Below are 24,715 nucleotides of genomic sequence, written 5' to 3' on the forward strand. Positions count from 1 at the left end.
GGAGCCCTCGGCGGTCTCACATTGAGTCAGGCGGGTCTCCCAGGACCGCGGTGCGCAGTTCAGCCAGGTGGGCCTTGGACCGTTCCGCGACCTGGCGGTCGCCTTCGGCGGCCGGTTCGATGCCGAGCGCGCGCAGGAGCTCGGCGGCCGGCGCGCCCGGATCGGCGCCGCCCAGCGTCGGATGCAGTCCCTGCGCCGCCAGATGGTGAAAAACGACGTTCACGACAGTCCACGGGTTGAACGTCTCGTCCATGACCCGAGTCCATCGCGCTCATGGTGAATCGGGGTCTCAACATGAGACAGGTCCCCGGGGCCCCTCGCGTAACGTGAACGTAACGAGCGTCTCCCCTCCGACAGGGGGACCCATGCCCTCTTCATCCAGCTCCGACCCGGCACGACTGGCCAAGACGAGAGAACAGTTCCTCACCACCGAAGAGATCGACCCCCACGGCGTACGGGACGCGATCCTGGCCTCGTGGTGGCGGTCCCGGCGATGGAACGTGGCCGCCGACCACATAGCCCTGCCCTATCAGCGCGACCCCGACGTGGACACCCCGCTGACCCGCAGCGCGCTGCCCGTGCTGCGGCACCTGCGCGAGCACCTGGACGGCCAGCCGGTCAGCATCATCCTGACCGACCCGACCGGCCTGGTGCTGACCCGCCTGGACGCGGGCCGCGACCTCGACGCCCACCTCGACAAGGTCAACCTGTCACCGGGTTTCAGCTACGCCGAGGAGTACGTGGGGACGAACGGCATCGGCACGGCGCTGGAGGGCGGCCGCCCGATGCACGTGTTCGGTCACGAGCACTACGCGGAACACCTGGAAGATCTGGCCTGCGCGGGCGTGCCGATCCACCATCCGATCACGGGCAAGACGGTCGGGGCGGTCGATCTGACCTGCTGGCGGCGGGACGCCGATCCGTTGCTGCTGGCCCTGGCCAAGTCGACGGCCGGGCAGATCCAGCAGGCCATGCTGGCCGACAGCGGCGTACGGGAATTGGCGCTTCTTCAGGAGTATCTGCGCACGTGCAGGCGTACAGCGGGAATCGTCTTCGCCCTGAACGACGACGTCGTGATGATGAACGACAACGCCCGGCACGCGCTGGATTTCGCCGAGCAGGCGGTCCTGCTGGCCGAGGCGGCCGAGACGCTGAGCGGCCGCAACCCGACGGCGCCGGCGGTGGTCGAGCTGCCCAGCGGCGTAAAAGCGCGGCTGTTCTGCCGCCCGGTCCCGGGCGAGGGCCGCCTCAGCGGCGGCGTCGTCCACGTCAAATTAGCCGAGCGGCGTACGTCCACAGCGGTGCCCGCCCCCATCCGATTCCTGCCCAACCTGGTCGGCTCCGGCGGCCTCTGGCTGCGCGGATGCCACCAGGTCAGAGCGGCCTACGCGGCCGGCGAATGGCTGGCCCTGGAGGGCGAAGCGGGCGTCGGCAAGCTGGCCCTGGTCCGCGCCATCCACCAGCCCGGCGCGCATTTCGCCGTGGTCGACGCCGCCGCGACCGGCCGCACCTGGCTCAACGACGTCCGCCGCGAGCTCCAGGAGGGCGAGGGCACCCTGGTCATCCAGCACGCCGACCGGGCCGGCCGGGTTGTTCTGCGCACGCTGTGCGGCCTGATCGAGCAGGCTCCGGCGTCGCTGTGGATCGCCGTGACGCTCCAGCAGTCCACCGCCGAGATGGCCGACCTCCTCCGGTTCTTCCCGACCACGGTCGAGTTGCCGCCGCTGCGCTACCACCTGGAGGACGTGCCCGCCCTGGTCCACTTCTTCCTGGCCAAACTGGTTCCCGACGGCCGCCTGATCTGCTCCCCCGAGGCCATGCAGATGCTGAGCCGGTCGAGCTGGCCCGGCAACGTGGAACAGCTCTGGCAGGTGCTGCGCAACATCGTCCAGCACCGCCGCAGCGGCGTCATCCTCCCGGCCGACCTGCCCCCGGAGTGCCGCACGGTGAGCCGCCGCCTGCTGAGCCCACTGGAGGCGATGGAGCGCGACGCGATAGTCCGCAGCCTCCTGGACTGGAACGGCAACAAGGTGAAGGCGGCGGCGGCCCTGGGCATGTCCCGCGCCACCATCTACCGGAAAATCCACGATTACGGCATAGTGGCGCCGCCGGCCGCCCGTCCGGACGTCCAGCCCTGACGGCGCTCATCCAGCCGAATCCTGGGGAAACGCAGCACCGGGTCACCTGGAGCGTTGTTCACTTCTTTCGGCGCCGCTTCTGCCGTGCTTGTCGATTTGTGCTCCTTGCGCGCTTCGCGCCGTCATCCTGCGGACCATTCTTGCTCTGGCTTCCGCTATCCGACTGCCTTGGCGGGCCACCAGGGGCGGCGGCTACGGATCCCCGCCCGGTGTTTCCAGGTGTCGGAGGACTGATTCCGGCGCCGTAAACCGCACCCATGGCCGCCGCAAAAGAGTTCGCAGCGAACCATCCCGCATCTTGCGCGACATCGGCGAGCGGACCGCTTCCCACGGTCCCGGAGACAGAGAACCGCGACGCATCGAAGGTTCCCCAGATCAGCTTACCGCGCTCGAGGGATTCGTCGGGGGCGGGATGAAGCGAGTCTTTGTCCAGGTCGGCATAACGGCCGTCGTCCGACGAGCACGAGATGAATTCGATGGATCCCGGCTCGGGATATTCCGGGAGATAGCTCGACGGTATCGGCTGGGTGCCGGGAGGCCTTTGCCCCAACGAAATCTTAAAGTATCTCTTGGCCAAGCCGTTCCTCCCCCGGTCCAGCGACTTGGTCAAGAAATGGACGCCGAAGTAGGCCGTGTCGGATACTGACGGCCCGTCCGTTGAATACGCCAACCCGGTCGGCCGAAGCTGAAGCAGCCGTCGGGCGCCATCGCCGGTGGAATCTTCCTCGACCGCGGTGAGCGGTTCACCTCGCTCGAGCTTTTCCGTGCCGGGAACCTGGTCGACGGTTACCTCCGCCGTAATCGCAGAAGCGTCCCGGGGGATGGAAACCACAACGGTGGGCGATGACCCGAGGAACTTGGCGGGGTCGGACCCCACCCGGACCTGCCAGTTGAACCGGACCTTCCACAGTCCGCCCGCAACCGGGCAGAAGTTGAAATAGGGCCGGTTCGCCGCCTTCTGCGATGCGAACACTTCAAAATCCCGCACACCGAGGCTCACCGCGCCGCGTTCATCCGGAAAGCGACTCGGCATCTCGGATCGAAACGCGAAACGGTCGACAAGGAGCAGACTCAAGGACGCGATGGACAGCAACAGCAATCCCAAAGACACAACTTTGTACCATCGCCTGCTTCGACGCAGGCCGGTCAGGCAACTGCGCCATCCAGATGATCTCACCCTCTTCGCGGCACTCAACCTTCCCTCATCCGACCGAGATTTTTCGACGCCGTTGTAGAGGAATAGCCGATGAGTCGTCAGTTGTCCATCGGACGCAAGGCCGACCTTCGAGTGAGCGGCACTTTCTCCGGGCGATTCAGCTGGTCATACGACCCCTCGGCGGTGTCGACCACCTGCAGGCGCACGCGATGGTCACCCACATTCGTAACCGCATCGGCCTACCCACTACTCCTGCGGTGTGCCGTGTCCAAACAAGCAGCGCGTCTGGAAGCGTTTCGCCGCGCGGCGGTCCAGCGGAGCCGCAAACATCCGGCCCGGGGCAGCTGAACCAGATCACACTGCCCCGGCTGGTCGCGGGCGCGGCCGAAAGCGCACTACGGCGAAGTGTGGCCGGCATCTGTTCGCGACTGGCACGCGGAACCCGGGTGCCTTCACGGTCGACGAACTGGCAGCGGCCCGAGCGGAGTCACCCGCCGGGTGTGACTTCGACATCCAGCGTGATCTCCTGGCTAATCCCAGAAGTCGGATACGCCGAGCTGACGAGCGGCGTTCAGCGCCGCCCGGCCGAGGACGTTGGTGTAGGTCGGGAACGAGAGCGGGATCCGGATGAACTGCTCCACCGGCATCTGCGCGGCCACGGCGACAGCCGCGACCTGGGCAATCTCGACAGCGCGCTCGCCGACGATGTGGCAGCCGATGATCTGGTGGGTGCCGGCGTCGACGATGAGCTTGCAGAAACCGCCCGGGCGGCCGTCGATGATCGGCCGGACCGTGTCGGCGAAACGTTCGGTCGCGACCACCACGTCGCGGTCGAGGCGGGCCTGGGCCTCGGTCGGGCCGACCTGGGCGTACTCGGGATCGGTGAAACTGCCGATCGGGTTGGCGGGCGGGCTGAGCCGGGCGTCGCGGCCGCCCACCGCGTTGGTCGCGGCGAGGTAGCCGTCCTGCACCGCGTGCGGCACCAGCATCAGCCGGCCGGTGATGTCGCCGGCCGCGTAGACGTGCTCGGCACTGGTCCGCAGGTGGCCGTCGACCTGAACGTAACCGCGAGCGGTGGTGGCCACGCCGGCCGCGCCGAGGTTCAGGCCCGCGGTGTCGGCCAGCCAGCCGATCGCGGCGACGGCGAGAGTCGCCTCCGCGCTGCCCTTGGAGAAGACCATCCGCACACCGGCCGGTGTCTTCTCGAACCGCTCGATGCGGCCGAAATCCTCGCGCACCTCGATCCCGGCGGCACGGAACGACGCCGCCATGACCCGCGAGACGTCCTCGTCCTCGGTCGCCAGGATCCGCGGACCGGCCTCGAAAAGGGTGACCCGGGTGCCGAGCTCGGCGAAGACCGAGGCCACCTGTACGCCCGTGGCCCCGGCCCCGATCATCAGCAGCGACTCCGGGACCGAGGTCAGCGCCCACGCGTCACGCTGGGACCCGACCAGCTCGGCGCCGGGCACCGGCAGGACCCGATTGGTGCCGCCCGCGCACACGATGACCTTGTCGCAGCGCAGGCGGAGGCCGGGCTCGGCCTCGATCGTATGCGGATCGGCGAACCGGGCGGTCCCGGCGTGCTCGAGGATGATCACGCCGGCGTCCTGGAGCTCGGCGCGCATCATGGACCGCTCGGCGACCTCGGCCACGACCTCCTGGACCCGCCCGAGCAGCCGGGGGAAGTCCAGGACAGGATCGCCGACGTCGATGCCGTAGCGGTGCAGGTGCCGCGCTTCGCGGCGCAGCCGGGCCGCCTGCGCGAGCGCGCGCACGGGGACCGGGCCCTCGGCGGCGGCCATGCCGCCCACCGTGTCCCGGGTGACGAGGACGGTCCGGGCGCCCAGGCGGGCCGCCCGCAGCGCCGCCGAGAGGCCGGCCGGACCGGCACCGAGGACGCAGACGTCGGCGCTTTCCACTGTGGTCATATGACTTCCCTTCACTGGAAGACCGAAAGAGCCTGAAGGAACATGAGCAGCAGAATCCCCAGCGCCACCCCCAGAACGATCTTGGCGACGAACGGCCACCATTGCTCCCCGTTCACGTCTCACCTCCTTCCTGCCGGCGGCGCGCAACGAGGTATTCGACGCCCTTCATCGTCAGGAACGACGTGATGACGGCGATCAGGACGGGCGCGGTCTGCAGCGCCCCGATCTGGGTCATGAACGCGGCGAGCAGCACCATCGAGAACGGGGCGGCGACGACCCCGCCGGGAACGGCGGCGAGCAGGCAGGTGAACGCCAGCCCCAGCGGCACGCCGGGAATCACCTCGTGGACCAGGACCCCGGCGGCTCCACCGACGAAGAGGGCCGGGAAGACGGGCCCGCCCACGAACCCGCCGGCCTGGCTCACCGCGAAGGTGAGCATTTTCGCGATCGGCAGGACGATGAGCAGCGCGAGGCCCAGGCTAGGCGCCTCGCCGAGCAGTGTCGCGAGCTGATCGCTGCCGGTGAACATGGTCAGCGGCAGCGCCACGCCGACGAGACCGAAGACGATCCCGGCCAGCGTGGATCTCGCCACGGCGGGCAACCTCAGCCGGCCGAACAGCGCCTTCGCGGCCTTGACGAACAGGCCCATCAGCGTCGCCACCACGGCTGCGAACAGGCCCAGCGGCACGGCGGCGGCCATCACCCAGTCCTTGAACTCGTACTGGGGCACCCGGTAGGCGTCCAGGAAGACCGATCCGGCGATGACGAAGTAGACGCCGAACGACACGCTCGAGGCGACGATCGTGCCCAGCAGGGCTCTGACGTAGCGCTCGCCGCCCGGCCGGGCGATCTCCATGATCATCGCCACCACGATCACCGTGCTGGAGAACAGCCCGCCATAGGCGCCGGCGAAGCCGGACAACGTGTTCAGTCGTGCGTTGTCGTCGCTCAGCCCTCGCCGGCGTGACAACCAGCCGCCGGCTCCGCCGCCGATGGAGCCCAGGGCCTTCTCCGGCCCGAGGCTGGCTCCTCCGATCAGCGACACCGCCGACACGGCGACGATTCCGGGCACCAGCCGCGGGTTGACATGCTCGGCCCGGAGATCGGCGATCAGCCCGGGAACATCCTCGGGCAGCCGGGTCAACCGGCGCAGCAAACCGACCGCCACCCCGGCCCCGGCGGTGACCGCGATCCACCACCAGTGCCCGCCGAACCAGTGCGGATCCGTGCCGTCGAACCACTTGCCACCGGCGCCGGTCGCCCCGACGAAGACCAGACCGGCGAGGGCGCCGAAGACGCCGAGGACGACCGCGTAGGCGATGAGGACCCAGAAATCGCGCCGATTCATGCTGGCGCCCTCCCGACCGATCCGGCGCGGCTCTGACGTGACGAGCGTTGCTGCCGTACGGCCGGGGCACCTCACCCCGTACGGATGAAGGCTATTTTCCTTTGCTGTCGAAGGCGTGCCGGGCCCGTTCCACCTCGGGGAGGCCGGCGCCGGCCCAGGTGGCCAGATGGGCGAAGAGGGGACCGAGGCTGGCGCCCAGCTCGGTGATCTCGTATTCCGCTCGGGGCGGCATCTCGGCGTGGTAGACGCGCGTGACGAGGCCGTCGCGTTCGAGCTGGCGGAGGCGCTGCGTGAGCACCTTCGGGGTGATGGTGGGGAGCAGCCGCTCGAGCTCGGTGAAGCGCTGACGGCCGTACTCGTGCAGGGCCCACAGGATGGGGGTGGTCCACCGGCTGAAGACGATGTCGACGACCGGCGCGACCGGGCACGCCAGCTCGGGATTCGCGGTCCGCTCCACGTGCCCTCCGTCACTTTCCTCTAGGTAACCAATATATCGACGCCATTAGCGTCGCAAATATGTTTGTCGTGGTAGGAGCAACAGGAAATGTCGGTTCGGCGCTGACGTCGATTCTCACGGAGTCGGGGGCCGCGGTGACGGCGGTGTCGCGGGGACGGCGCCCGTACGGTGTCCGCCATCAGCGCGCGGACCTCGAACAGCCGGAGAGCCTGGGCCGGCGCTCGCCGGGGCCGAGGCGCTGTATCTGCTCGTGGAGGGGGCTGGGGCGCATCTTGACATGCCCGCGATCCTGCGGGTGGTCGTGGACGCCGGCGTGAAGCGCATCGTGTTGCAGTCTTCGCAGGCGGTACAGACCCGGTCCTCGCACACGCCGTTGCGCGTCATCGAGGATCTCGTGCGCCGGTCGGGGCTCGGCTGGACGATCCTGCGCCCGGGCGGCTTCGCCTCCAACGCCTTCGCCTGGGCCGAGCCGATCCGGGACGGGCGGTCGGTGGCGGCGCCGTTCGGCGATGTCGGCCTGCCGGTGGTCGATCCCGGCGACATCGCCGAGGTGGCGGCCGAGGTCCTGCGCGACGGCTCGTACGACGGCCGCGTCCTGGAACTGACCGGTCCCGAGCTGAGCACTCCGCGGGGCCGGGCCGCCGATCTCGCGGCCGCGCTCGGTGAGCCCATCACGTTCGTGGAACAGACGCCTGACGAGGCCCGCGAGCAGATGCTGCGCTTCATGCCGCCGCCGGTGGTCGAGGGCACCCTGGCCATCCTCGGTTCGCCGGCGGAAAGGGAGCAGCGGATCAGCCCGGACGTCGCCGAGGTTCTGGGCCGGTCACCACGCCCGTTCGCCGCCTGGGCCGCGCGCCACATCGACGCCTTCCGCTGACCGTGCGAGGCTCCCCGGGTGGACTTCTTCTTCTACTGCCGGGACCGGGACGGCGCCGGGGAGCTCCGGCAGCGGCTCGTCGAGGAGCACTGGGCGTTCATGGACCGGTATGCCGACGGGATGATCGCGCGAGGGCCGACGCTCACCGACGACCTCGAAGCGGCCACCGGCAGCGTCCACATCGTCGATCTGCCCGACGTCCCGGCGGCGCGGATCTTCGCGTTCGAGGAGCCCAACTATCTGGCCGGGGTCTACCGGGGCGTGATCGTCCGGCGGTACGTCGATCTGCTGGGGCGGACGATGTGGGACTTCCCGGGCCGCGACCAGGCGCGTGCGCGCCATCTCATCCTTGCGCACGCCCGGCCGCTGAGGGACTGGCCGGGCCGCGAGCCTGAACTGGACCCGGAACAGCTCATCGCGTACGGCCGACTGCTCTCCGAAGACACGGAGGACTGGGAGGGCGCGGCCGTGATCGGCGAGTTCGGCGATCCCGCGGCGATCCGGGAGCTGTTCGCCGCGACCGGGGACTACGACCGGATCGAGATTCATCCCTGGACCTTCGGCGGGCGCCGGTAGCCTCTGGGCATGGTCAGCTTCGAGGTCACCCCGATCGGCACGGTCCGCAATGAGCGCACAGACGTTCAGAACTCCGATCATTGGGGCGCGGTCCGCAGCACGATTGTCGTCGATGAGCGGTTCGGCGACGCGTGCCTCCAAGGGCTCGAGCTTTTCTCGCACGTGGAGGTGCTCTTCGTCTTCGATCAGCTGGAGGAGCTCGACGACTACCGCGAGGCGCGCCCGTACCGCGGCCGGGCCGACCTTCCACCGGTCGGGATCTTCGCGAGCCGGGGACCGCGCCGCCCCAACCGGATCGGCGTGACCACATGCGCCGTCGAGGCCGTCCGCGGCCGGGAACTGACCGTGGTGGGCCTCGACGCGGTCACCGGCACGCCGGTCGTCGACCTGAAGCCGGCGATGAGGGAGTTCACCCAGCCGGACGTCAAGCAGCCGGATTTCGTCACCGACCTGATGTCGGAGTATTTCCTGCCCTGAGGGCGCGCCTCGGTGCGGCCTCAGGTGACGACGATCGGATTGGTGAGCGCCGCCATCCGCCCGCCGGGATGGCGCACCTCGGCACGTACGAACGCCGGCTCGCCGGTCCAGGTCGTCTCGTGGGACGCCGAACGGCTCACCTCCCCGCGATCGGTATGAAGGGTGATCACGCCGCCCGGCACGCCGCCGACCTTCACGGTCACCGTGACCGGCCGGCCGCCGGACCGCAGCCGCTCGCCCACCTCGGCACGGCGATCGCCGGCGATGGCGGTGAAGGACAGCTCGACCCCGGCCGACTCGGCGATCCAGCTGTGTCCCTCGCGAGCGGCGGCGAGCACCGCGCTCGAAGTGAGCTCCTCAGCCCGTACGACCGTCTGTGGTGTGCCGATCTGGTCCTTCAGATGAACGTCGCTGTTGCCGATCGCGGGTAGCCACCGGCCGCGGCCGAGATCGCTCGCCCACTGGGCCAGCGCCGTCTCGTTGTCGGCGTTCCAGGGCAGGTCCGAGGTCCACTGGCCGTTCCACACCTCGACCGCGTCGAAGCCGTCGAACGGAAGGCGGAAGGTGCCCGACGGATAGGGTGCGTGCGGATGCGCGATCGCGCACAAACCGCCATCGCGATGGACCTGGTCGACGCCCTCGACGTCCTGGCCCGGGCCGAGCCCGAGAGCGAGCCAATGCCCGTGCTCGGTCACCACCTCTTGGCCGAGGACCACGAGCAGGTCTTTCCCGCCGTACGCCGTGAAGTGCTCATGGGTCTCCGAGGTGTTGTGCTCGGTGACAGCGATGAAGTCGAGCCCGGCCCGGCGAGCCGCCGCCACGAGCTGGCCGGGTGTCAGCTCGCCGGCATGGGACCGCTCGGAGTGGACATGGCAGTCGCCGCGGTACCAGCGCATCAGATCAGCGCGGTGGCGGCACGCAGTTCGGTCAGGGCGGTCAGGGCGTACGGCGCCAGTCCCTGGCCGTCGTCCCGGTCGCCCTCGGACCACCGGGCGTAGCCGCGCTTGAAAGCCAGCACTCCCAGCTCGGCGGCGACCTGAGCCACCGGTTCCGGCACGCGACGGGCGATCAGGGCGCCGGCCATGGCGGCGGCGAGGCCCACGCTCTTGAGGGCGTCGCGCTCCTGGAGCTCGGTGCTGGCGGCCACGGCCGCCTTCAGGCGGGGGCCCAGCTCGCGGTTGGCCGGGCCCATGGCGCTGGAGGCGCGCTGAAGGCCGGCGGCGACCGCGTCGAGCGGGCCGGCCTCGGACGGGGCGTCGGCGATGCCCTCGGCCAACAGCGTCGACAGTGTCTCCTGGCCGGCGACCAGCAACTCGCGCTTGTCGGAGAAATGGCGGAAAAACGTACTCTTCGTGACTCCCGCCCGCTCGGCGATCTGGGCCACGGTGGTGTCGTCGTATCCCTGCTCGGTGAACAGATCGACGGCCGCGACGACCAGCCGTTGGGTTGTCTCCGGTTGCCATCGGGCCATGACGGCCATCATAGGCGATGGGACAATGGTCCCATCGCGCGCTACGGTGATGGGACAGATGTCCCATCACTCGTCAAGGAGCACCCCATGCTCGTCTTCATCACCGGCGGCACCGGCACCATCGGCTCGGCCGTCGTCGCCGAACTGCTCGGCCACGGCCACACCGTCCTCGCACTGGCCCGCTCGGACAGCTCGGAACGGATCCTGAGGGCCGCCGGGACCGAGGTGCTGCGCGGCGACCTGGCCGACCTCGACGTCCTGCGCACGGGCGCGTCGCGGGCCGACGGCGTCATCAGCCTCGCCTTCGGGCGCGACTACGGCACGCCGGAGGCCCTCACCGCCTCGATCGCCGAGGAGAGCGCCGCCATGACCACCCTGGGTTCGGCGCTGATCGGCAGCGGCCGCCCGCTGGTCACCGTCTCGGGCACGCCGTGGGTGCCGGGCCGCGCCTCGACCGAGGCCGACCCGGTTCCCACCGACGGCCCGGTGGGCGCCCGCGGCCGTTCGGTCAACGCGTTGCTGGCTCTGGCTTCACAGGGCGTCAGGACCACGTCCGTACGCATGCCGCGCACCGTTCACCACAACGGCGAGGGCGGCTTCGCCGGCCTGCTGACCGCCGCCGCCCGCCGCACGGGAACCGCCGGCTACCCGGGCGACGGCGCCCAGCGCTGGCCGGCGGTGCACGCCCTCGACGCCGCGGTCCTGTTCCGGCTGGCACTGGAGTCGGCCCCGGCCGGAACCGCGTGGCACGCGGTCGCCGACGAGGGCGATGCCGTCCGCGACATCGCCGCCGTCGTCGGCCGCCGGCTGGGCCTGCCGGTCGGATCGGTCCCGGAGGACACCTTCGGCCCGTTCGGCCCCATCTTCGCGATGGACCAGCCGGCGTCGAGCGCTCACACCCGCGAGGCCCTCGGCTGGGAGCCGAAGCACCCCAGCCTTCTCGAAGACCTGGAGAACATCAGGGCCTGACTTCCAGCTTGCCGTTCCTCACTCGGGGCCAGGTCTGGTAGTGGGAGGAGTAGAGGCTCTGGCCCACCCACTTGGCGTCGGTGCGGACCGGGTTGCGCGGGGTGTAGGAGACGAAATTCGAGGCGTCGTCGGTGCTTCCGGTGCCGTCGTAGCGGGCCACGGCCGGGTAGGGGAAGACCGGCCGGGTGCGGGCGGCGTTGGTGGCGACGATCCGGGTGGGCTGATGACCGGACTCCACCCACGTCATGACCGGGGTCAGGACGTCGAAGCTGTTCGGGCCCTCGCCGCCGCCGCAGTGGGCCATGCCGGGGAACAGGTAGAGCTTGGTGAAGCTGTCGGCGTTGTTGACGGCCCTTCGCACGGCGTCGTAATAGATCAGTGTGCCCTGCGGGGAGATGTGCTGGTCGTTCCAGCCGTGCCACAGGATCAGCTTGCCGCCACCGCGCTTGAAGGCGTTCAGGTCAGGGTCCAGGGCCGCCATGTACGAGCTTGACGGCATCACGGTCTTCCAGAAGGACTCGACCGTGAGCTTGAGGTCGCTCAACTGGTAGGACGGGCGCGGATTGTTGGGCTGGGCCAGGTAGCGCAGGTAGGACAGGGCGAAGTTCTCACTCGCCGGCGTCTGGCCCTGGGCCGCCGGGACGAACAAGGTCCATTCGAGCTCGGAGCCCCATTCATGGGAGATGTACGGCTCCAGGCGGTTGCCGTGGGAGTCGGTGGCGCCGTCGTGGAGTTTCCGGACGACCGTCGCCTCGGCCTTGGTGAGGCAGGTGGCCGGGTCCTGGCCGGCCTTGCAGACGAGCGTGGACGGGTTGAAGGCGCAGAGGCGCGGGTCGTCGATGAGGCCGTCCTTCAGGCCGTCGATGCCGTCGCAGGCCGCCAGGACGGCACTGTGAATGAGCGGCAACTTGTTGGCCAGCAGGATGAAGGTGCCGTCGGGATTCTTGTTGGCCAGCACGTTCCACGCGTGGTGGAAGGTGTTCTGCACGGCCATGTTGTTGGCGGGGGCGCCGGCGGCGATACCGTCGAAGTCGTCGGGATAGCGCTGCGCCTCCATCAGCGCCTCACGGCCGCCGTCGGAGCAGCCGGTGAAGTACGAGTAGCGGGGCGCCTTGCCGTAGAAGGCTTTGATGAGGGCCTTGGCGGTCTGCGCGGTCACATGCACGCCGCGGTAGGCGAAATCGATCTGTGCTTGGGGATTGTTGGCGGCCCAGGAGCCGTCGTTGAGGCCTTGATGGCCCATGTCGGTGGTGGCGCTGGCGACCTCGCCGTTGACGACGGGCTCGCAGCCGGCGGCCTGGCCGTAGTTGATGTTCGCGTTACCGCAGAGGCCGCCGCAGCCGGTCTGGACGTAGCGCTGGGTCCAGCCGTTGAGCGGGAGGCGGGCCACGATCGTGTCGGCCGGGGCGATGGTGCCCCGTACTTCGCAGTTGGTGCCGACGACGGTGGCGGAGGTGATGGTGACCGGAGCGTCGGTGGCTCGGCTCAGGTCGACGTCGCGTACATCCGAGCAATTGATCTTCGGTTTGAGGGGCGCCAAATTGGCGAGCCCTCGCGTGGGGGGATCGGCGGCGGCGAACGCGGAGGCGGCCACGAGGACGATGGCCAGCAGGAGGGAGGACGGACGGCGCATGGGCGTCACCTACTCTGTGCGGGAAAGAGCCTCTTTCTGGGACAGCCGCGGGAAGACGCGGTGGGCGTTGCCTTCGTAAACCTTGAAGCGGTCCTCGTCGGAAAGGCCGAGCGCGTCCACGTAGCGACGCGTGTCGTCGAAGTACTGTCCGGTCTCGGGGTCGATGCCGCGCACAGCACCCACCATCTCCGATCCGAAGAGGATGTTGTCAACACCGATCACCTTGAAGAGGAGGTCGATGCCGGGCTGGTGGTAGACGCACGTATCGAAGAAGACGTTGCCCATGACGGTCTCGCCGAGCGGCGGGCGGCCGAGCATGTCGGCCAGGCCGCGGAAGCGTCCCCAGTGATACGGCACCGCTCCCCCGCCGTGCGGAATGATGAACCGCAGGCCGGGGAAGCGCTGGAACAGGTCCGATTGCAGGAACTGCATGAACGCGGTGGTGTCGGCGTTCAGGTAGTGCGATCCGGTGGCGTGGAAGTTGGTGTTCGTCACCGCCGACACGTGCACCATGGCGGGCACTTCGAGCTCGGCCATCGCCTCGTAGAGCGGGTACCACGACTCGTCGGTGAGCGGGGCGGACGTCCAGTGGCCGCCGCTCGGATCGGGGTTGAGGTTGCAGCCGACGAAGCCTAGGTCGTTGACGCACCTTCGCAACTCGGCGACCGAATGGGCGATCGGGACGCCGGGCGACTGCGGAAGCTGGCCGACGCCGACGAACCGCTCCGGGTAGAGGGTGGTGACGCGGGCGATGAGGTCGTTGCAGGCGGTGGTCCAGGCCTGGCTGACGCCTTCGTCGCCGAAGTGGTGGCCCATGGCCGAGGCGCGCGGGGAGAAGACGGTCAGGTCGACGCCGCGCTCGTCCATGAGGCGGATCTGGCTGCCCTCAACGGATTCCCGGATCTCGTCGTCGGAGATGCGGGGGTACGCCGGCGCGGGGTTGCTGGTCTTGTACGCCGCCTGTTGTTCTTCGCGCCAGGCAGTGTGCGCGGCCGGGGCGGTGGTGTAGTGGCCGTGACAGTCGATGATCACGCGCCGGCCTCCTCTACGGGCACGACCGGGGTGCCGTGGGTGTGGAAGGTGTCGATGGTCTTGAGGCCCCAGGCCTGGCCCTTGGCGCGTTCCTCGCGGGTCCAGCTGATCGTGCGCCAGTCGGGGGCGAGGATCAGGCGGGCGCCGGCGTTGCAGATCTCGATGCGGTTGCCGCCGGGCTCCCAGACGTACAGGAAGAAGGTCTGCTGGATGGCGTGTTTGTGGGGGCCGGTCTCGATGTGCACGCCGGCGTCGAGGCAGACGTCGGCGGCGCGCAGGATCTCCTCGCGCGTGTCGGTGGCGAAGGCGACGTGGTGCAGGCGGCCGCTGCTGCCGGTCCAGTCCTCGGTGTAGACCAGGTCGTACGTCTTGTTGCCGAGCGAGTACCAGATGGCCTGCGGTTCGCCGCTGTCCTTGACGATCTGCTCTGTGCAGCGCGCGCCGAGCGTTTCGCTCAAAAACGTGCTCGTTTCCCGCACGTTCGCGGTCAAGTAGTTGACGTGGTCGAGCCGGCGGAGATTGGCGCCCCGGCCGGGGTACTTCGCGGCCTGGTTCTTGAGCGCGGGTCTGTCCGATCGATCAGCCTCGTACCAGTCGACGTCCCAGTAGAGGCCCATCTCGTGGCCGTCGGGGTCGTCGAACAGGAAGACCTCGCCCAGGCCCGGGACGTCGCTGGTCGATTTATCGGCTTTGACCTCGGCGCGGAGGCGCTCCAGGGCCTGTGGACCGGCGGCCCGGAGATAGGTGCGCCCGATGCCGGCATGGGCGTTGCGAACGAGCCGGACAGTCCAGGATTGGTAGTCGTCCCAGGTGTGCAGATAGACGGAATCGGCGTCGCGATGCACCTCCCGCAGGCCCATGACGTCGACGAAGAAGTCCCGCGACTCCTCCAGCACCGCCGTCCGAAGCTCGATCGGCCCGACATGCGCGATGTCCCGCCGCCGGTCCGGGTCGTGCGTGACGCTCATCCGTTTGCCTTTCCGCTCGCGGCCGGGCCGCTCATCCGATTGCTCTTCCGCTGCGCGGCCAGACAAGGCCGTCGGACAACTTGCGCGCGGTGCGCACCACGCTGCTGCGCACCAGGCGGGCCCGCGGCCCTTCACCTTCGAGGTCGACGTACGCGTCGAAGAAGCCGCTGGGGTGCTCGACGCGCACCAGGCGGTCGCTCGCCTCGCCCCGCGCGCGCAGGGCGGCGGCGACCGACACCGCGCCGAGGACACCGATCGCCGCGTGCACGCGATGAGGGATGAACGTGCGCGTATGAACAGTTCCGTCACTTCGCGGCGGCGAGATGATGCTGATCTTGGGGACGGTCGTGTCGCGGACGTCGCCGAGCCCCATCGCGGTGCCCGCCTCCAGGCGGATCGCCTCGACCTTGGCCCGCAGGGCGTCGTCGGCTTCGAGCTTCTCCGGCGGTTCGTCGCCGGCGATGCCGAGATCCGCCGCGCGCACGAGCACTACCGGCATGCCGGCGTCGACCGCGGTGGCCTCGACCCCGGCGAAGACGTTGATCAGGCCTCCGGTGGGGAAGAGCGGGGCGTCGCCGCCGGGGAAGGCGAGGTCGATCGGGGCGGCGGGGAACGGCGTCCCGGCCATGACGGTGTCGCCGTCGTACTCGACTTTGCCGGCGGGCGTGCGCACTGTGGCCTCGGCGAGACTGACTGTGGGGTTCATGATGCGGATCCGCACGGTCGTGGTCTCACCGGCCGGGGCGACCAGCCCGCGCTCGATCGCGAAGGGGCCGACGCCGGCGAGCAGGTTCCCGCACGTCTGTGCGTCCGTGACGATCGCCTTGCCCGGCACCACCTGCAGGAAGAGGTAGTCCACGTCGGCGTCCGGCGACCGGGAGGGCTCGACCACGGCGACCTTGCTCGTGAGCGGATGTCCGCCGCCGATCCCGTCGATCTGCCGCTCATCGGGCGAGCCCATGATGCGCAGGAGGAGATCGTCGCGCTCGGAGGGATCAGCCGGCAGGTCCGACGCCAGGAAGTAGGCGCCCTTGGAGCTGCCGCCGCGCATCTGCATGCACCGGATGCCGTCGGCGGTCACGGGAGGTCGTCCACATACTCGACGCCGAGGTCGGCCAGCAAAGGGCGCAGGTTGTAGAGGTCCACGCCCAGCGTTCCCTCGGCCAGGGTCTTGCGCTTGGCCTCCTCGTTGGCCAGGCGCTTACGGGTGGCCTCGACGGCGGCGGGGCTGTCGGCGATCGGCAACGCCAGCACGCCGTCGTCGTCGGCCACGATGATGTCGCCGGGGTGGACCATCTGACCGGCGGCGACCACCGGGATGTTCACCGAGCCGGGGCTGGCCTTCACGGTGCCCTGGGCGTGGATGGCTCGCGACCAGACCGGGAAGCCGATCTCACGCAACGTGGCAATATCCCGTACACCCGCGTCAATGACCAGACCGGCGACGCCGCGCGCCATCAATGATGTGGCCAGCAGGTCGCCGAACATGCCGTCGGTCGACGGTGAGGTCGTGGTGACGACCAGGATGTCGCCGGGGCGGCAGACCTCGACGGCCGCGTGGATCATCAGGTTGTCGCCGGGATGGCAGGAGACGGTGATGGCCGAGCCGGCGATCGCGGATCCCTGCTGCCGGGCCTGAATCGCCGGGCCGAGCAGGCCGATGCGGCCCGCCGCCTCGTGCACGGTGGCCACCCCCGCGTCGCGCAGGGCCTCGATGGTTCCCGGTTCGGCCCGGCTCACGTTCCGGACGACGTAATGCGATGCCACTCATGCCTCCTTCGTTGCAGCCATGTCTACGGCTCGTGAAGAACGTAGTCAAGATTGTCTTCCAAATTGTTGACAATATGGGTAACGTCCGCGGCGTCGGCCCGCTTCGTCGGCTTCTTGGAGGACTTCATGCTCCGCCGTTCATTCGCCATAGTCATCGCCTCCGCCCTGTTCGCGACCGCCGCGTGCGGTGGCGACGGCGGGGACGCCGCCACGTCATCCGACGGCACCACCGCCCTCAAGGTCGGCGTCATCCCCATCGTCGACGTCGCGCCCATCTACCTCGGCGTCAAACAGGGCTTCTTCAAGGCCGAGGGCCTGGACGTCACGCTCGAGACCGCGCAGGGCGGCGCCGCCATCGTCCCGGGCGTCGTCAGCGGCCAGTTCCAGTTCGGCTTCAGCAACACCACCTCGCTGCTGCTCGCCTCCTCGCAGGGCCTGCCCCTCAAGGTGGTCTCGGCCGGCGTCGCCTCCACCGGCGAGACCGGCAAGGACTTCGGCGCCGTCATCGTCAAGAACGACAGCCCGATCAAGACCGCGGCCGACCTCGCCGGCAAGCGGATCGCCGTCAACACCCTGAAGAACATCAACACCACGACCATCAACAAGGTCGTACGGGATGCCGGCGGCGACCCGTCGACCATCAAGTACGTGGAGCTCGGCTTCCCCGACATCGCCGCCGCCGTGGCCAAGGGCGACGTCGACGCCGGTCAGGTGGTCGAGCCGTTCCTCACCATCGCCACCGGCCAGGGCGACCGCCAGGTCGTCTCCAACTACGCCGGCACCGACCCCGACCTGATGGTGGGCATGTACTTCAGCTCGCAGCAGTACATCGAGAAGAACCCCGAGGTGGCCAAGAAGTTCACCGCCGCCATGGCCAAATCGCTCGAATACGCGTCGAGCCACGGCGACGAGGCACGCGCGGTCCTCAACGACTACACGAAGATCGACCCGGCGGTGCAGAAGAGCCTGGTGCTGCCGAAGTGGCCGAGCGCGGTCGACAAGGATTCCGTGCAGGTGCTGTCGGATCTGGCTCTCAAGGACGGCCTCATCACCAAGCAGCCGGACCTCGGGACGCTGCTTCCGTGACGGTCATCGGCTTCTCCGGCCGGGCGCCCGCCCGGCCGGTCATCCTCGGGCTGACCGGGCTCGCCGCCGCCGTCGCCCTGCTCGAGCTCCTCCCCCGAGCGGGCATTGTGGACAGCCGGTTCCTGCCGCCGTTCAGTGCGATGGTCCGTTCACTCGGCGACCAGCTGACCACCGGCGCGTTCTGGACCGCCACCGGGCAGACCCTGCGCGGCTGGGCGCTCGGCCTCGCGCTCGCCATGGCCGCCGGCATCGCCGTCGGTGTGGTGGTCGGCAGTGTTCCGCTGCTGCGGGCGCTGACCGCCTCGACCATCGAGTTCCTGCGCCCGATCCCGTCGGTCGCGCTCATCCCGCTGGTCGTGCTCATCTACGGCAGCGAGATGCCGTCGGCGCTCGTGCTGGTCGTCTACGCCTCGTTCTGGCAGGTGCTCGTCCAGGTGCTGTACGGCGTGGCCGACGTCGACCCGGTCGTGCGGGACACCGCCCGGTCGTACCGCTTCTCGCGGCGCGCGATCGTGCGGACCGTCATCTGGCCGACCGCGATGCCGTACGTCGTGACAGGCTTCCGCCTCGCGGCATCGGTCGCGCTCATTCTGGAGATCACGGCCGAGCTCATCATCGGCGTGCCGGGACTGGGCCGGTCGATCGGGGTCGCCCAGAGCTCGGGTGCCGTCGCCGAGACGTACGCCCTGGTGTTGGTCGTCGGCGTCATCGGCGTGCTCGTCAACGTGCTCGCACGGACGGTCGAGAAGCGCGCGCTGCGGTGGCACACCTCGGTTCGGAGGGATCTGTGAGACGCGTACTCCTGGCTCTGGCCCTGCCTGTCGCCCTCATCGCCGTCTGGTGGGTGGCCTCGGCCGGCAGCACGAGCTTCTTCTGGCCGCCGCTGCGCACCATCGTCGAGGCCTTCCCGCAGACGTGGACGGCCGACCCGCTGGTCAACGACGTCCTGCCCAGCCTGGCCCGGCTCGCGATCGGCTATCTCATCGCGGTCGTGGCCGGGGTCGCGCTCGGCGTGGCGATCGGCTCCTCGCGCACGCTGCGCGAGATCTGCGAACCGGTGCTGGAGTTTCTGCGGGCCGTGCCGCCGCCGGTGCTCATCCCGGTCATCGCGCTGTTCGCCGGATACACCGGCTGGACCTCGAAAATCATCACCATCGCGCTCGGCTGCGTGTGGCCGATCCTGCTCAACACCATCGAGGGTGTGCGCTCACTTGACGAGGTGCTGCGCGACACCGCCCGCTCGTACCGTTTCGGCCGGGTCGCGACGCTGTGGCACGTGGTGCTGCGCGGGGCCAGCCCGCGGATCGCCACCGGCGCGCGGCAGGCGCTGTCGATCGGCGTGATCCTCATGGTGATCAGCGAGCTGTTCGGCGCCAACCGCGGCCTCGGCGCCGCCATCGTGCAGTTCCAGCGGGGCTTCGCCATCCCGCAGATGTGGACCGGCATCATCCTGCTCGGCCTGATCGGCGTGGTCCTGTCCGGGCTGTTCCGTCTGGTCGAGCACCGAACCCTGGCCTGGTACCGCGGGCTGCGCCAGGCCGAACGAGGAGCATAGAGAAATGACCGTCATCCTCAACGTCGACGGCCTGGCCAAGACGTACACCGGCCATGGCCGCGAGGTCGAGGCGATCCGCGACCTGACGTTCCAGATCCACAAGGGAGAGCTGGTCTGCATCGTCGGTCCGTCCGGCGCCGGCAAGACGACTCTGCTGCGCTGCGTCGCCGGCCTGCTCGAATCCTCGGGCGGTCGGGTCGAGCTGGACGGGACCTCGGTGACGCAGCCGCCGCCGGGCATGGCGGTGGTCTTCCAGGAGTACGGGCGGAGCCTGTTTCCCTGGCTGACGGTCCGCAAGAACGTCGAGCTTCCGTTGCGCGAGAAGGGCCTCGGCAAGGCCGACCGCCGGGCGAAGGTGGACGCCGCGCTGGACGCGGTGGGCCTGACCGACAGCGCCGACGCCCACCCGTGGCAGCTCTCCGGCGGCATGCAGCAGCGCGTGGCCATCGCCCGTGCCGTCGCCTACGAGCCGAGCGTCCTGCTCATGGACGAGCCGTTCGCCGCCGTGGACGCGCAGACCCGCGCCGACCTCGAGGACCTGGTCCGCCGTCTCTGGCTCCAGCTCGGCGTCACCGTCCTGTTCGTGACGCACGACATCGACGAGTCGGTCTACCTGGGGCAGCGGGTCCTGGTGCTGTCCAACCGCCCGACCGTCGTCCTGGAGGACGTGCGGATCGACCTGCCCGACGAACGGGACCAGCTCGGCACCCGCTCGTCGGCCCGCTTCTCGGAGCTGCGCGGGCACGTCTACGAGCTCATCCAGCTCGCTAAGAAGGGCCACCGCCCCGAGTGAGGGCCACGGTCAGCAGGACGACGCTGTCCTCCAGCGCCTCGAGGCTGTGCCGCGCGTCCGGGATGATGACCAGCTCGCCCGCCTCGGCGTCGGCGGCGTCCTGGGCCGCGGCCAGCCGCACGCGCCCGCTGAGGACCTGAAGGGTCGCGTCGCCCGGGCTGTTGTGCTCGTGCAGCAGCTGACCGGCGGCGAGCGCGATGACGGTCTGCCGCAGGGTGGTCGTGTGGTTGCCGAAGACGGTGTGCGCGCCGCGGCCGCTCGACGCGTCCCGGGCGGTCACCGCCTCCTTCGCCGCCAACTCGGTGAGCGAGATCTTCTCCATGACCCCACTCTCCGGGCCGTACGGGACGGGGCGCAGAGGCGAAAGTCCCGACCTCAGCAGTCATTCGACGGACGGCTCAGGGGCGGAACGAACGGAGGCCTTCCGGATCAGGAAGGAAACAGGAAGAACGCTCCGCAACCGATCACTGTCGGTAGTCTTGGGACCTGTGATCGGCGCGGACCACGTCGCCGCGGTCGAGCGGGCCTACGAGCTCATCGAAGCCGCGCAAGGCGAGCTGAGCTCCGGGGAAGTCGACGCCGCGGCGGATCGGATCGGGCGGGCGGACCGGTGGGACGTCCAGGTGCTGCTGCACTTCGCCCGGTCACTCGCCGTACGCGAATCGGGCGGTGATGACGCTCCTCACGTGCGGGCCATGCTCGACGTCGCCCAGGCGCTGGACGACCCGGCGCTGCACGCGCTGGCACTCGCGGTGACCGCCGCCCGGCGGGCCGACGCCCGGCCGTCGCTGTCGGTGGGGCTGGACGAGTCGCCGGGCGGGCCGCTCGTCCGGGCGGTCGGGCTGCTCGACGAGGCCGGCGGGAGCCCGGTGGTCCATCGCGTGGCGGCGCTCATCGAGGTGGCGACCGTGGCCCACGCGATGGGTTTCTGGGAGCTGGCGCTCGAGTTGTACGAACGCACCGACGAGGTGCTCGCCGACGACCCGCTGTGGGCGAGCACGATCCGGCGGCAGCGGGTGGTGCTGGCGGTGAACCGCGTCGAGCTGGTCCTCGACTGGGCCAGCGCCGAGGCGCTGATCGGCGACTGGGACGCCGCGAGCGCCCGCGCGGCCCAGGTGACGGGCCGGGCCGAGACGACCGGATGGCCGGCCGGCTGGGTTCGGCAGTACGACGGCTACCTTCGGCTGCTCGGCGTGCTCGCCGACGTGCACGGGAGGGCATCGAACGCGCACACTCGAGCAGAAAGCGTCACAAAGCTGGAGGCCGGGAGCGACGCTTACTCCTCCCTCTGTACGGCGATTCGCGCGACCCGTGATGGCGACCTGGCCCGGGCCGCCGTCGCCGCGGGCGGGCTCGCCGAGCGTTTCGGGCTCGCCGCTCCCCCGAACACCCGGCTGCTCGCCATGCAGCTGGCCGCTCGCGACCCGCGCTGCCCCGAGGCGGCGGCCCGGTTCGCCGGCGAGCTGGTGTGGCTGCGCTGGAAGGAACGCCTGCTCCGGATGGCCAACATGCGCGAGGCCATCAAGGGCGAGCGCCGCCGTCGCGAGCACGAGCAGCTCCGCCGCGAGATCGTCACCGACGACCTGACCGGCTTGGCGAACCGCCGGGGTTTCCACGCCTACCTGACAGAACGCCGCGACGCCGAAACCGGCAGCCGCGACGCCGACGCCCACGCCGCTGTGCGGGACTACGCCGTCATGATGATTGATGTTGACCGGTTCAAGCAGGTCAATGACATGTTCGGTCATGAAGTGGGCGATCGCGTGCTGGCTCGTGTCGCCGGTATTCTCGGTGCCGCTGTCCGGCACGGGGATCTGGCGGCGCGGCTCGGCGGTGACGAGTTCGCGGTCATCCTGGCCGGCGTGCGGCCCGATGTCGCCCGGGCGCGGGCCGAGGCCGTGCTCGAGGCCGTTCGCGGGCATCGCTGGGACGAGCTGGCGCCCGGCCTGGCCGTCGAAGTGAGCATCGGGCTGCACCACGGCAGCCACCGGGAGCTGCCGGAACTGCTCGGCGACGCCGACCGCAACCTCTACGCCGCCAAGCACGACGGCCGGGGCCGGGTCGCCGAAAAGATCCATTGACCATCGGCACGCCACGCATTACCGTCCCGATCCATAATCGATAGACGATTGGATCCGTGATGCGCCACCGAGCAACGATCTTCGTCATTCCCCTCCTGTTGGCGACGGCGACCGCCACGGCCGGCAGCGCCGCCCAGGCCACGCCCCGAACCACCACCCACCACGTCGCCACGACCGGCGACGACGCGGCGAAAGGCACGGCCGCCGCGCCGTTCCGCACCATCCAGAAGTGCGCGGACGTCGCGAAACCGGGCGACACCTGCCTCGTCGCGGCCGGCACGTACCGCGAGACGGTCGCTCCCCCACGAGACGGCGTCACCTTCGCGGCGGCCAAGAACGCGCAGGTCGTCGTGGACGGCACCGACCCCGTCACCGGCTGGCAACGGGTCAGCGGCGACGACCTCGAGACCCTGGCCCGCGACGACCGGTTCCTCGGCGGCTCGCCCTTCGCCCAGGGTGTGCGCGACGGCCGGATATACCGGGCCGACGTGCCCGCCGGGCCGGGCACCCAGGTCTTCGTCGACGGCGCCATGGCCCCGCAGGCCCAATGGCCCTATCAGGGTGACAACCCCATGCGCCCCTTGATGGCGTCGGCGCGCTCCGGGACATACACCAGCATCGACGATCCCGCCCTGGACCAGCCCGCCGGTTATTGGACCGGCGCCCGCCTGCTGGCCCGCAACTGGTTCGTCAGCGAGACCGGCACGGTCACCGCGTCGCAGCCGGGCCAGGTCACCGCGGCCGGCCTGCCCAGCTGTATCAGCCTCAACCCCAACCAGCGGACCAGCTACGCCCTCAGCGGCAAGCTCCGCCTGCTCGGGCACGCCGGCCAGTGGTTCTACGACGAGGGCACGCACCGGCTCTATCTGTGGACGCGTGACGGTGACGATCCCTCGGGGCACACCGTCGAGCTCAAGCGACGGGAGCTGGGCATCGACCTCGCCGGCCGGCAGAAGGTCACGGTCACCGGTGTCGGACTGCGCGCCTCCACCCTCCGTACGACCGAGGTCTCGAAAAACAACGTCATTGAGCGTATGACTGCTCGTTTCGTGTCCGCCTATGACGATTTGACGGTGGATCCGAACATGGTGCGCAACCCCGATGCGTGCGGATTGCTCACCGCGGGCGAGACGACGTCGGGGCTCCAGATCGGCGGCACGGGCAACGTGGTGCGCGACAGCGTCGTCGACTGGAGCGCCGGCAACGGCGTCGTGCTCACCGGCAGCGGCAACACGGTCACCAACACGACCATCACCAACGCCGACTACATGGGCAGCTACGCGGCCGGCGTCAACGTGATCGGCGACCGCCACCGGGTCGTCGGCAACACGGTGCGGACCACCGGCCGCAGTGGCATCAACATCGACGACAAGGTCGCCGGCGCCTCGGCCCGGGACAACGAGATCGCGTACAACGACGTCAGCGGCTACAACAACCTGGTCAACGACGGCGGCGCCATCTACGTGTGCTGCAACATCGATCTCGCGGGCACCGAGTTCCACCACAACCTGCTGCACGACCCGGCCCCGCTGGCCGCGCAGGCGCCGGCGCCGGGCATCTACCTGGACAACAACGCGTTCAACGCCACCGCGTACGACAACGTGGCCTTCAACGGCACCAGTTACGGCGTGGTGCTGCTCAACGGGGACAAGCCCGCGCCCGGCAACCGGATCTGGAACAACACCTCCGGCACCGATCGCAAGGCGGTCAGCCTGAACGGTCCCGAATATCCGGACACCGAGATCGCCAACAACATCGGCGACGTCGACGAGAAGCCGGGAGCGGTGCTGCGCAACAACATTCCGTACGCCGTGGATCCGCTCTTCACCGAGCCGCGCACCCAGGACTACACGCTGCGCGCCGAATCGCCGGCCCGGGGCGCGGCGGTGACCCGCAAGCCGGCCACCGACGGCCATCGGGACGCGCGCCCGAGCGCGGGGGCCTATCAGTTCGGCGCGGCCCAGTGGCGTGGCGGCGCGTCCGTGAGCACGACGCTGGTGCAGGCCGAGCGCTACGCGGCCGACAGGGGGGTCGGGCGGCACGCCGCCGGGACCGGTCAGGTCATGGGCGGTTTCGACGGCGGCGACTGGGCCCGCTACGACCGCGTGGACTTCGGCGCCGGGCGCACCCTGTTCACCGGGAGCATCGGCTCCGATCGTCAGTACGCGGGGCGCACGTTCGAGATCCGCCTGGACGCGCAGGACGGGCCGGCGATCGGGCGGCTGACCGTGCGGCCCAGCGACGGTTTCGACGACTACATCGACCAGGCCGTGCCCATCACGCCCACCTCGGGCGTGCACACTGTCTATCTGGTCGCGCTGGGAGGGTCGCCGGGCGTCGCGAACGTGGACTATTTCGCGTTCACCGATCCGGCTATCGTTAAGCGATAGTCAAAGGAGC

The 24,715-nt window shown here is 69.7% G+C and carries 24 protein-coding genes; 11 read left to right on the forward strand and 13 right to left on the reverse strand.

The annotated features are described in order from the left end of the window. Positions 1 to 16 precede the first annotated feature (16 nt). A complete protein-coding gene (locus tag ACFY36_RS40660) occupies positions 17 to 253 on the reverse strand; it encodes a hypothetical protein (protein WP_499751246.1) in 237 nt (78 codons plus the stop codon). A 112-nt stretch (positions 254 to 365) separates the two neighbouring features. Here ACFY36_RS40660 and ACFY36_RS40665 point away from each other — a divergent pair, with 112 nt between their 5' ends. Next, complete coding sequence (locus ACFY36_RS40665) at positions 366 to 2,138, forward strand: sigma-54-dependent Fis family transcriptional regulator (RefSeq protein WP_499751247.1); 1,773 nt, start codon at positions 366 to 368, stop codon at positions 2,136 to 2,138. A 58-nt stretch (positions 2,139 to 2,196) separates the two neighbouring features. Here ACFY36_RS40665 and ACFY36_RS40670 read toward each other — a convergent pair whose 3' ends face one another. From ACFY36_RS40670 to ACFY36_RS40685, 4 genes are all read right to left on the reverse strand, one after another. Then, entirely contained in the window at positions 2,197 to 3,243 is a 1,047-nt protein-coding gene (locus ACFY36_RS40670) for a hypothetical protein (RefSeq protein ID WP_499751248.1), read from the reverse strand. 581 nt (positions 3,244 to 3,824) lie between these two features. Then, positions 3,825 to 5,222, reverse strand: coding sequence for a dihydrolipoyl dehydrogenase family protein (locus ACFY36_RS40675; protein WP_499751249.1), 1,398 nt, complete (start codon positions 5,220 to 5,222; stop codon positions 3,825 to 3,827). A gap of 112 nt (positions 5,223 to 5,334) precedes the next feature. Next, positions 5,335 to 6,570, reverse strand: coding sequence for a chloride channel protein (locus ACFY36_RS40680; protein WP_499751250.1), 1,236 nt, complete (start codon positions 6,568 to 6,570; stop codon positions 5,335 to 5,337). A gap of 91 nt (positions 6,571 to 6,661) precedes the next feature. Beyond that, positions 6,662 to 7,027 (reverse strand): winged helix-turn-helix transcriptional regulator, encoded by a 366-nt coding sequence (locus ACFY36_RS40685; RefSeq protein WP_499751251.1) that lies wholly within the window; start codon positions 7,025 to 7,027, stop codon positions 6,662 to 6,664. A gap of 277 nt (positions 7,028 to 7,304) precedes the next feature. On the opposite strand from ACFY36_RS40685, the gene ACFY36_RS40690 reads away from it, so the two are divergent. Genes ACFY36_RS40690 through ACFY36_RS40700 form a run of 3 tightly spaced genes read left to right on the forward strand, consistent with a single transcriptional unit; the run spans position 7,305 to position 8,957 of the window. Then, positions 7,305 to 7,904: a Rossmann-fold NAD(P)-binding domain-containing protein gene (locus tag ACFY36_RS40690; RefSeq protein WP_499751252.1), complete on the forward strand. Its 600-nt coding sequence runs from the start codon at positions 7,305 to 7,307 to the stop codon at positions 7,902 to 7,904. Between the two features lie 18 nt (positions 7,905 to 7,922). Continuing rightward, positions 7,923 to 8,480 (forward strand): YciI family protein, encoded by a 558-nt coding sequence (locus ACFY36_RS40695; RefSeq protein ID WP_499751253.1) that lies wholly within the window; start codon positions 7,923 to 7,925, stop codon positions 8,478 to 8,480. Positions 8,481 to 8,489: 9 nt separating this feature from the next. Then, positions 8,490 to 8,957: an SAM-dependent methyltransferase gene (locus ACFY36_RS40700; RefSeq protein ID WP_499751254.1), complete on the forward strand. Its 468-nt coding sequence runs from the start codon at positions 8,490 to 8,492 to the stop codon at positions 8,955 to 8,957. Between the two features lie 20 nt (positions 8,958 to 8,977). Here ACFY36_RS40700 and ACFY36_RS40705 read toward each other — a convergent pair whose 3' ends face one another. After that, the gene (locus ACFY36_RS40705; protein ID WP_499751255.1) at positions 8,978 to 9,853 is read right to left on the reverse strand and encodes a CehA/McbA family metallohydrolase; all 876 of its coding nucleotides are present in this window, start codon (positions 9,851 to 9,853) and stop codon (positions 8,978 to 8,980) included. Then, on the reverse strand, positions 9,853 to 10,428 hold the full coding sequence (locus ACFY36_RS40710; RefSeq protein WP_499751256.1) for a TetR/AcrR family transcriptional regulator: 576 nt from the start codon (positions 10,426 to 10,428) through the stop codon (positions 9,853 to 9,855). The genes ACFY36_RS40705 and ACFY36_RS40710 overlap by 1 nt, the downstream gene beginning before the upstream one ends. 87 nt (positions 10,429 to 10,515) lie before the next feature. On the opposite strand from ACFY36_RS40710, the gene ACFY36_RS40715 reads away from it, so the two are divergent. Continuing rightward, positions 10,516 to 11,397, forward strand: a complete 882-nt coding sequence (locus ACFY36_RS40715) for an SDR family oxidoreductase (RefSeq protein ID WP_499751257.1) — start codon at positions 10,516 to 10,518, stop codon at positions 11,395 to 11,397. Here ACFY36_RS40715 and ACFY36_RS40720 read toward each other — a convergent pair. Genes ACFY36_RS40720 through ACFY36_RS40740 form a run of 5 tightly spaced genes read right to left on the reverse strand, consistent with a single transcriptional unit; the run spans position 11,387 to position 16,797 of the window. Further along, positions 11,387 to 13,030: a tannase/feruloyl esterase family alpha/beta hydrolase gene (locus tag ACFY36_RS40720; protein WP_499751258.1), complete on the reverse strand. Its 1,644-nt coding sequence runs from the start codon at positions 13,028 to 13,030 to the stop codon at positions 11,387 to 11,389. The two genes, ACFY36_RS40715 and ACFY36_RS40720, sit on opposite strands and share 11 nt — an antisense overlap. Before the next feature lie 9 nt (positions 13,031 to 13,039). Next, positions 13,040 to 14,062, reverse strand: coding sequence for an amidohydrolase family protein (locus ACFY36_RS40725; RefSeq protein WP_499751259.1), 1,023 nt, complete (start codon positions 14,060 to 14,062; stop codon positions 13,040 to 13,042). Continuing rightward, a complete protein-coding gene (locus tag ACFY36_RS40730; RefSeq protein WP_499751260.1) occupies positions 14,059 to 15,030 on the reverse strand; it encodes a VOC family protein in 972 nt (323 codons plus the stop codon). The genes ACFY36_RS40725 and ACFY36_RS40730 overlap by 4 nt, the downstream gene beginning before the upstream one ends. Positions 15,031 to 15,061: 31 nt before the next feature. After that, a complete protein-coding gene (locus ACFY36_RS40735; RefSeq protein WP_499751261.1) occupies positions 15,062 to 16,111 on the reverse strand; it encodes a PrpF domain-containing protein in 1,050 nt (349 codons plus the stop codon). Continuing rightward, on the reverse strand, positions 16,108 to 16,797 hold the full coding sequence (locus ACFY36_RS40740; RefSeq protein ID WP_499751262.1) for a 4-carboxy-4-hydroxy-2-oxoadipate aldolase/oxaloacetate decarboxylase: 690 nt from the start codon (positions 16,795 to 16,797) through the stop codon (positions 16,108 to 16,110). The genes ACFY36_RS40735 and ACFY36_RS40740 overlap by 4 nt, the downstream gene beginning before the upstream one ends. 129 nt (positions 16,798 to 16,926) lie before the next feature. Here ACFY36_RS40740 and ACFY36_RS40745 point away from each other — a divergent pair, with 129 nt between their 5' ends. From ACFY36_RS40745 to ACFY36_RS40760, 4 genes are read left to right on the forward strand one after another with little or no spacing between them, the layout of a single operon-like run. Continuing rightward, positions 16,927 to 17,886: an ABC transporter substrate-binding protein gene (locus tag ACFY36_RS40745; protein WP_499751263.1), complete on the forward strand. Its 960-nt coding sequence runs from the start codon at positions 16,927 to 16,929 to the stop codon at positions 17,884 to 17,886. After that, positions 17,883 to 18,677, forward strand: a complete 795-nt coding sequence (locus ACFY36_RS40750; protein WP_499751264.1) for an ABC transporter permease — start codon at positions 17,883 to 17,885, stop codon at positions 18,675 to 18,677. The genes ACFY36_RS40745 and ACFY36_RS40750 overlap by 4 nt, the downstream gene beginning before the upstream one ends. Next, a complete protein-coding gene (locus tag ACFY36_RS40755; protein WP_499751265.1) occupies positions 18,674 to 19,441 on the forward strand; it encodes an ABC transporter permease in 768 nt (255 codons plus the stop codon). The genes ACFY36_RS40750 and ACFY36_RS40755 overlap by 4 nt, the downstream gene beginning before the upstream one ends. A gap of 4 nt (positions 19,442 to 19,445) precedes the next feature. After that, a complete protein-coding gene (locus ACFY36_RS40760; RefSeq protein WP_499751266.1) occupies positions 19,446 to 20,234 on the forward strand; it encodes an ABC transporter ATP-binding protein in 789 nt (262 codons plus the stop codon). On the opposite strand, the gene ACFY36_RS40765 is transcribed toward ACFY36_RS40760, so the two are convergent. Next, positions 20,209 to 20,556: a cupin domain-containing protein gene (locus ACFY36_RS40765; protein ID WP_499751267.1), complete on the reverse strand. Its 348-nt coding sequence runs from the start codon at positions 20,554 to 20,556 to the stop codon at positions 20,209 to 20,211. The genes ACFY36_RS40760 and ACFY36_RS40765 overlap by 26 nt on opposite strands. Before the next feature lie 166 nt (positions 20,557 to 20,722). Between ACFY36_RS40765 and ACFY36_RS40770 the strand changes: the two genes are divergently transcribed. Together ACFY36_RS40770 and ACFY36_RS40775 are read left to right on the forward strand one after the other, a co-directional pair. Next, positions 20,723 to 22,315 (forward strand): GGDEF domain-containing protein, encoded by a 1,593-nt coding sequence (locus ACFY36_RS40770; RefSeq protein ID WP_499751268.1) that lies wholly within the window; start codon positions 20,723 to 20,725, stop codon positions 22,313 to 22,315. A 59-nt stretch (positions 22,316 to 22,374) separates the two neighbouring features. Continuing rightward, positions 22,375 to 24,705, forward strand: a complete 2,331-nt coding sequence (locus tag ACFY36_RS40775; protein ID WP_499751269.1) for a carbohydrate-binding protein — start codon at positions 22,375 to 22,377, stop codon at positions 24,703 to 24,705. Positions 24,706 to 24,715 lie beyond the last annotated feature (10 nt).

Source organism: Actinoplanes sp. NPDC000266 (assembly GCF_042899005.1).
In the GTDB taxonomy this organism is placed as follows: domain Bacteria; phylum Actinomycetota; class Actinomycetes; order Mycobacteriales; family Micromonosporaceae; genus Actinoplanes.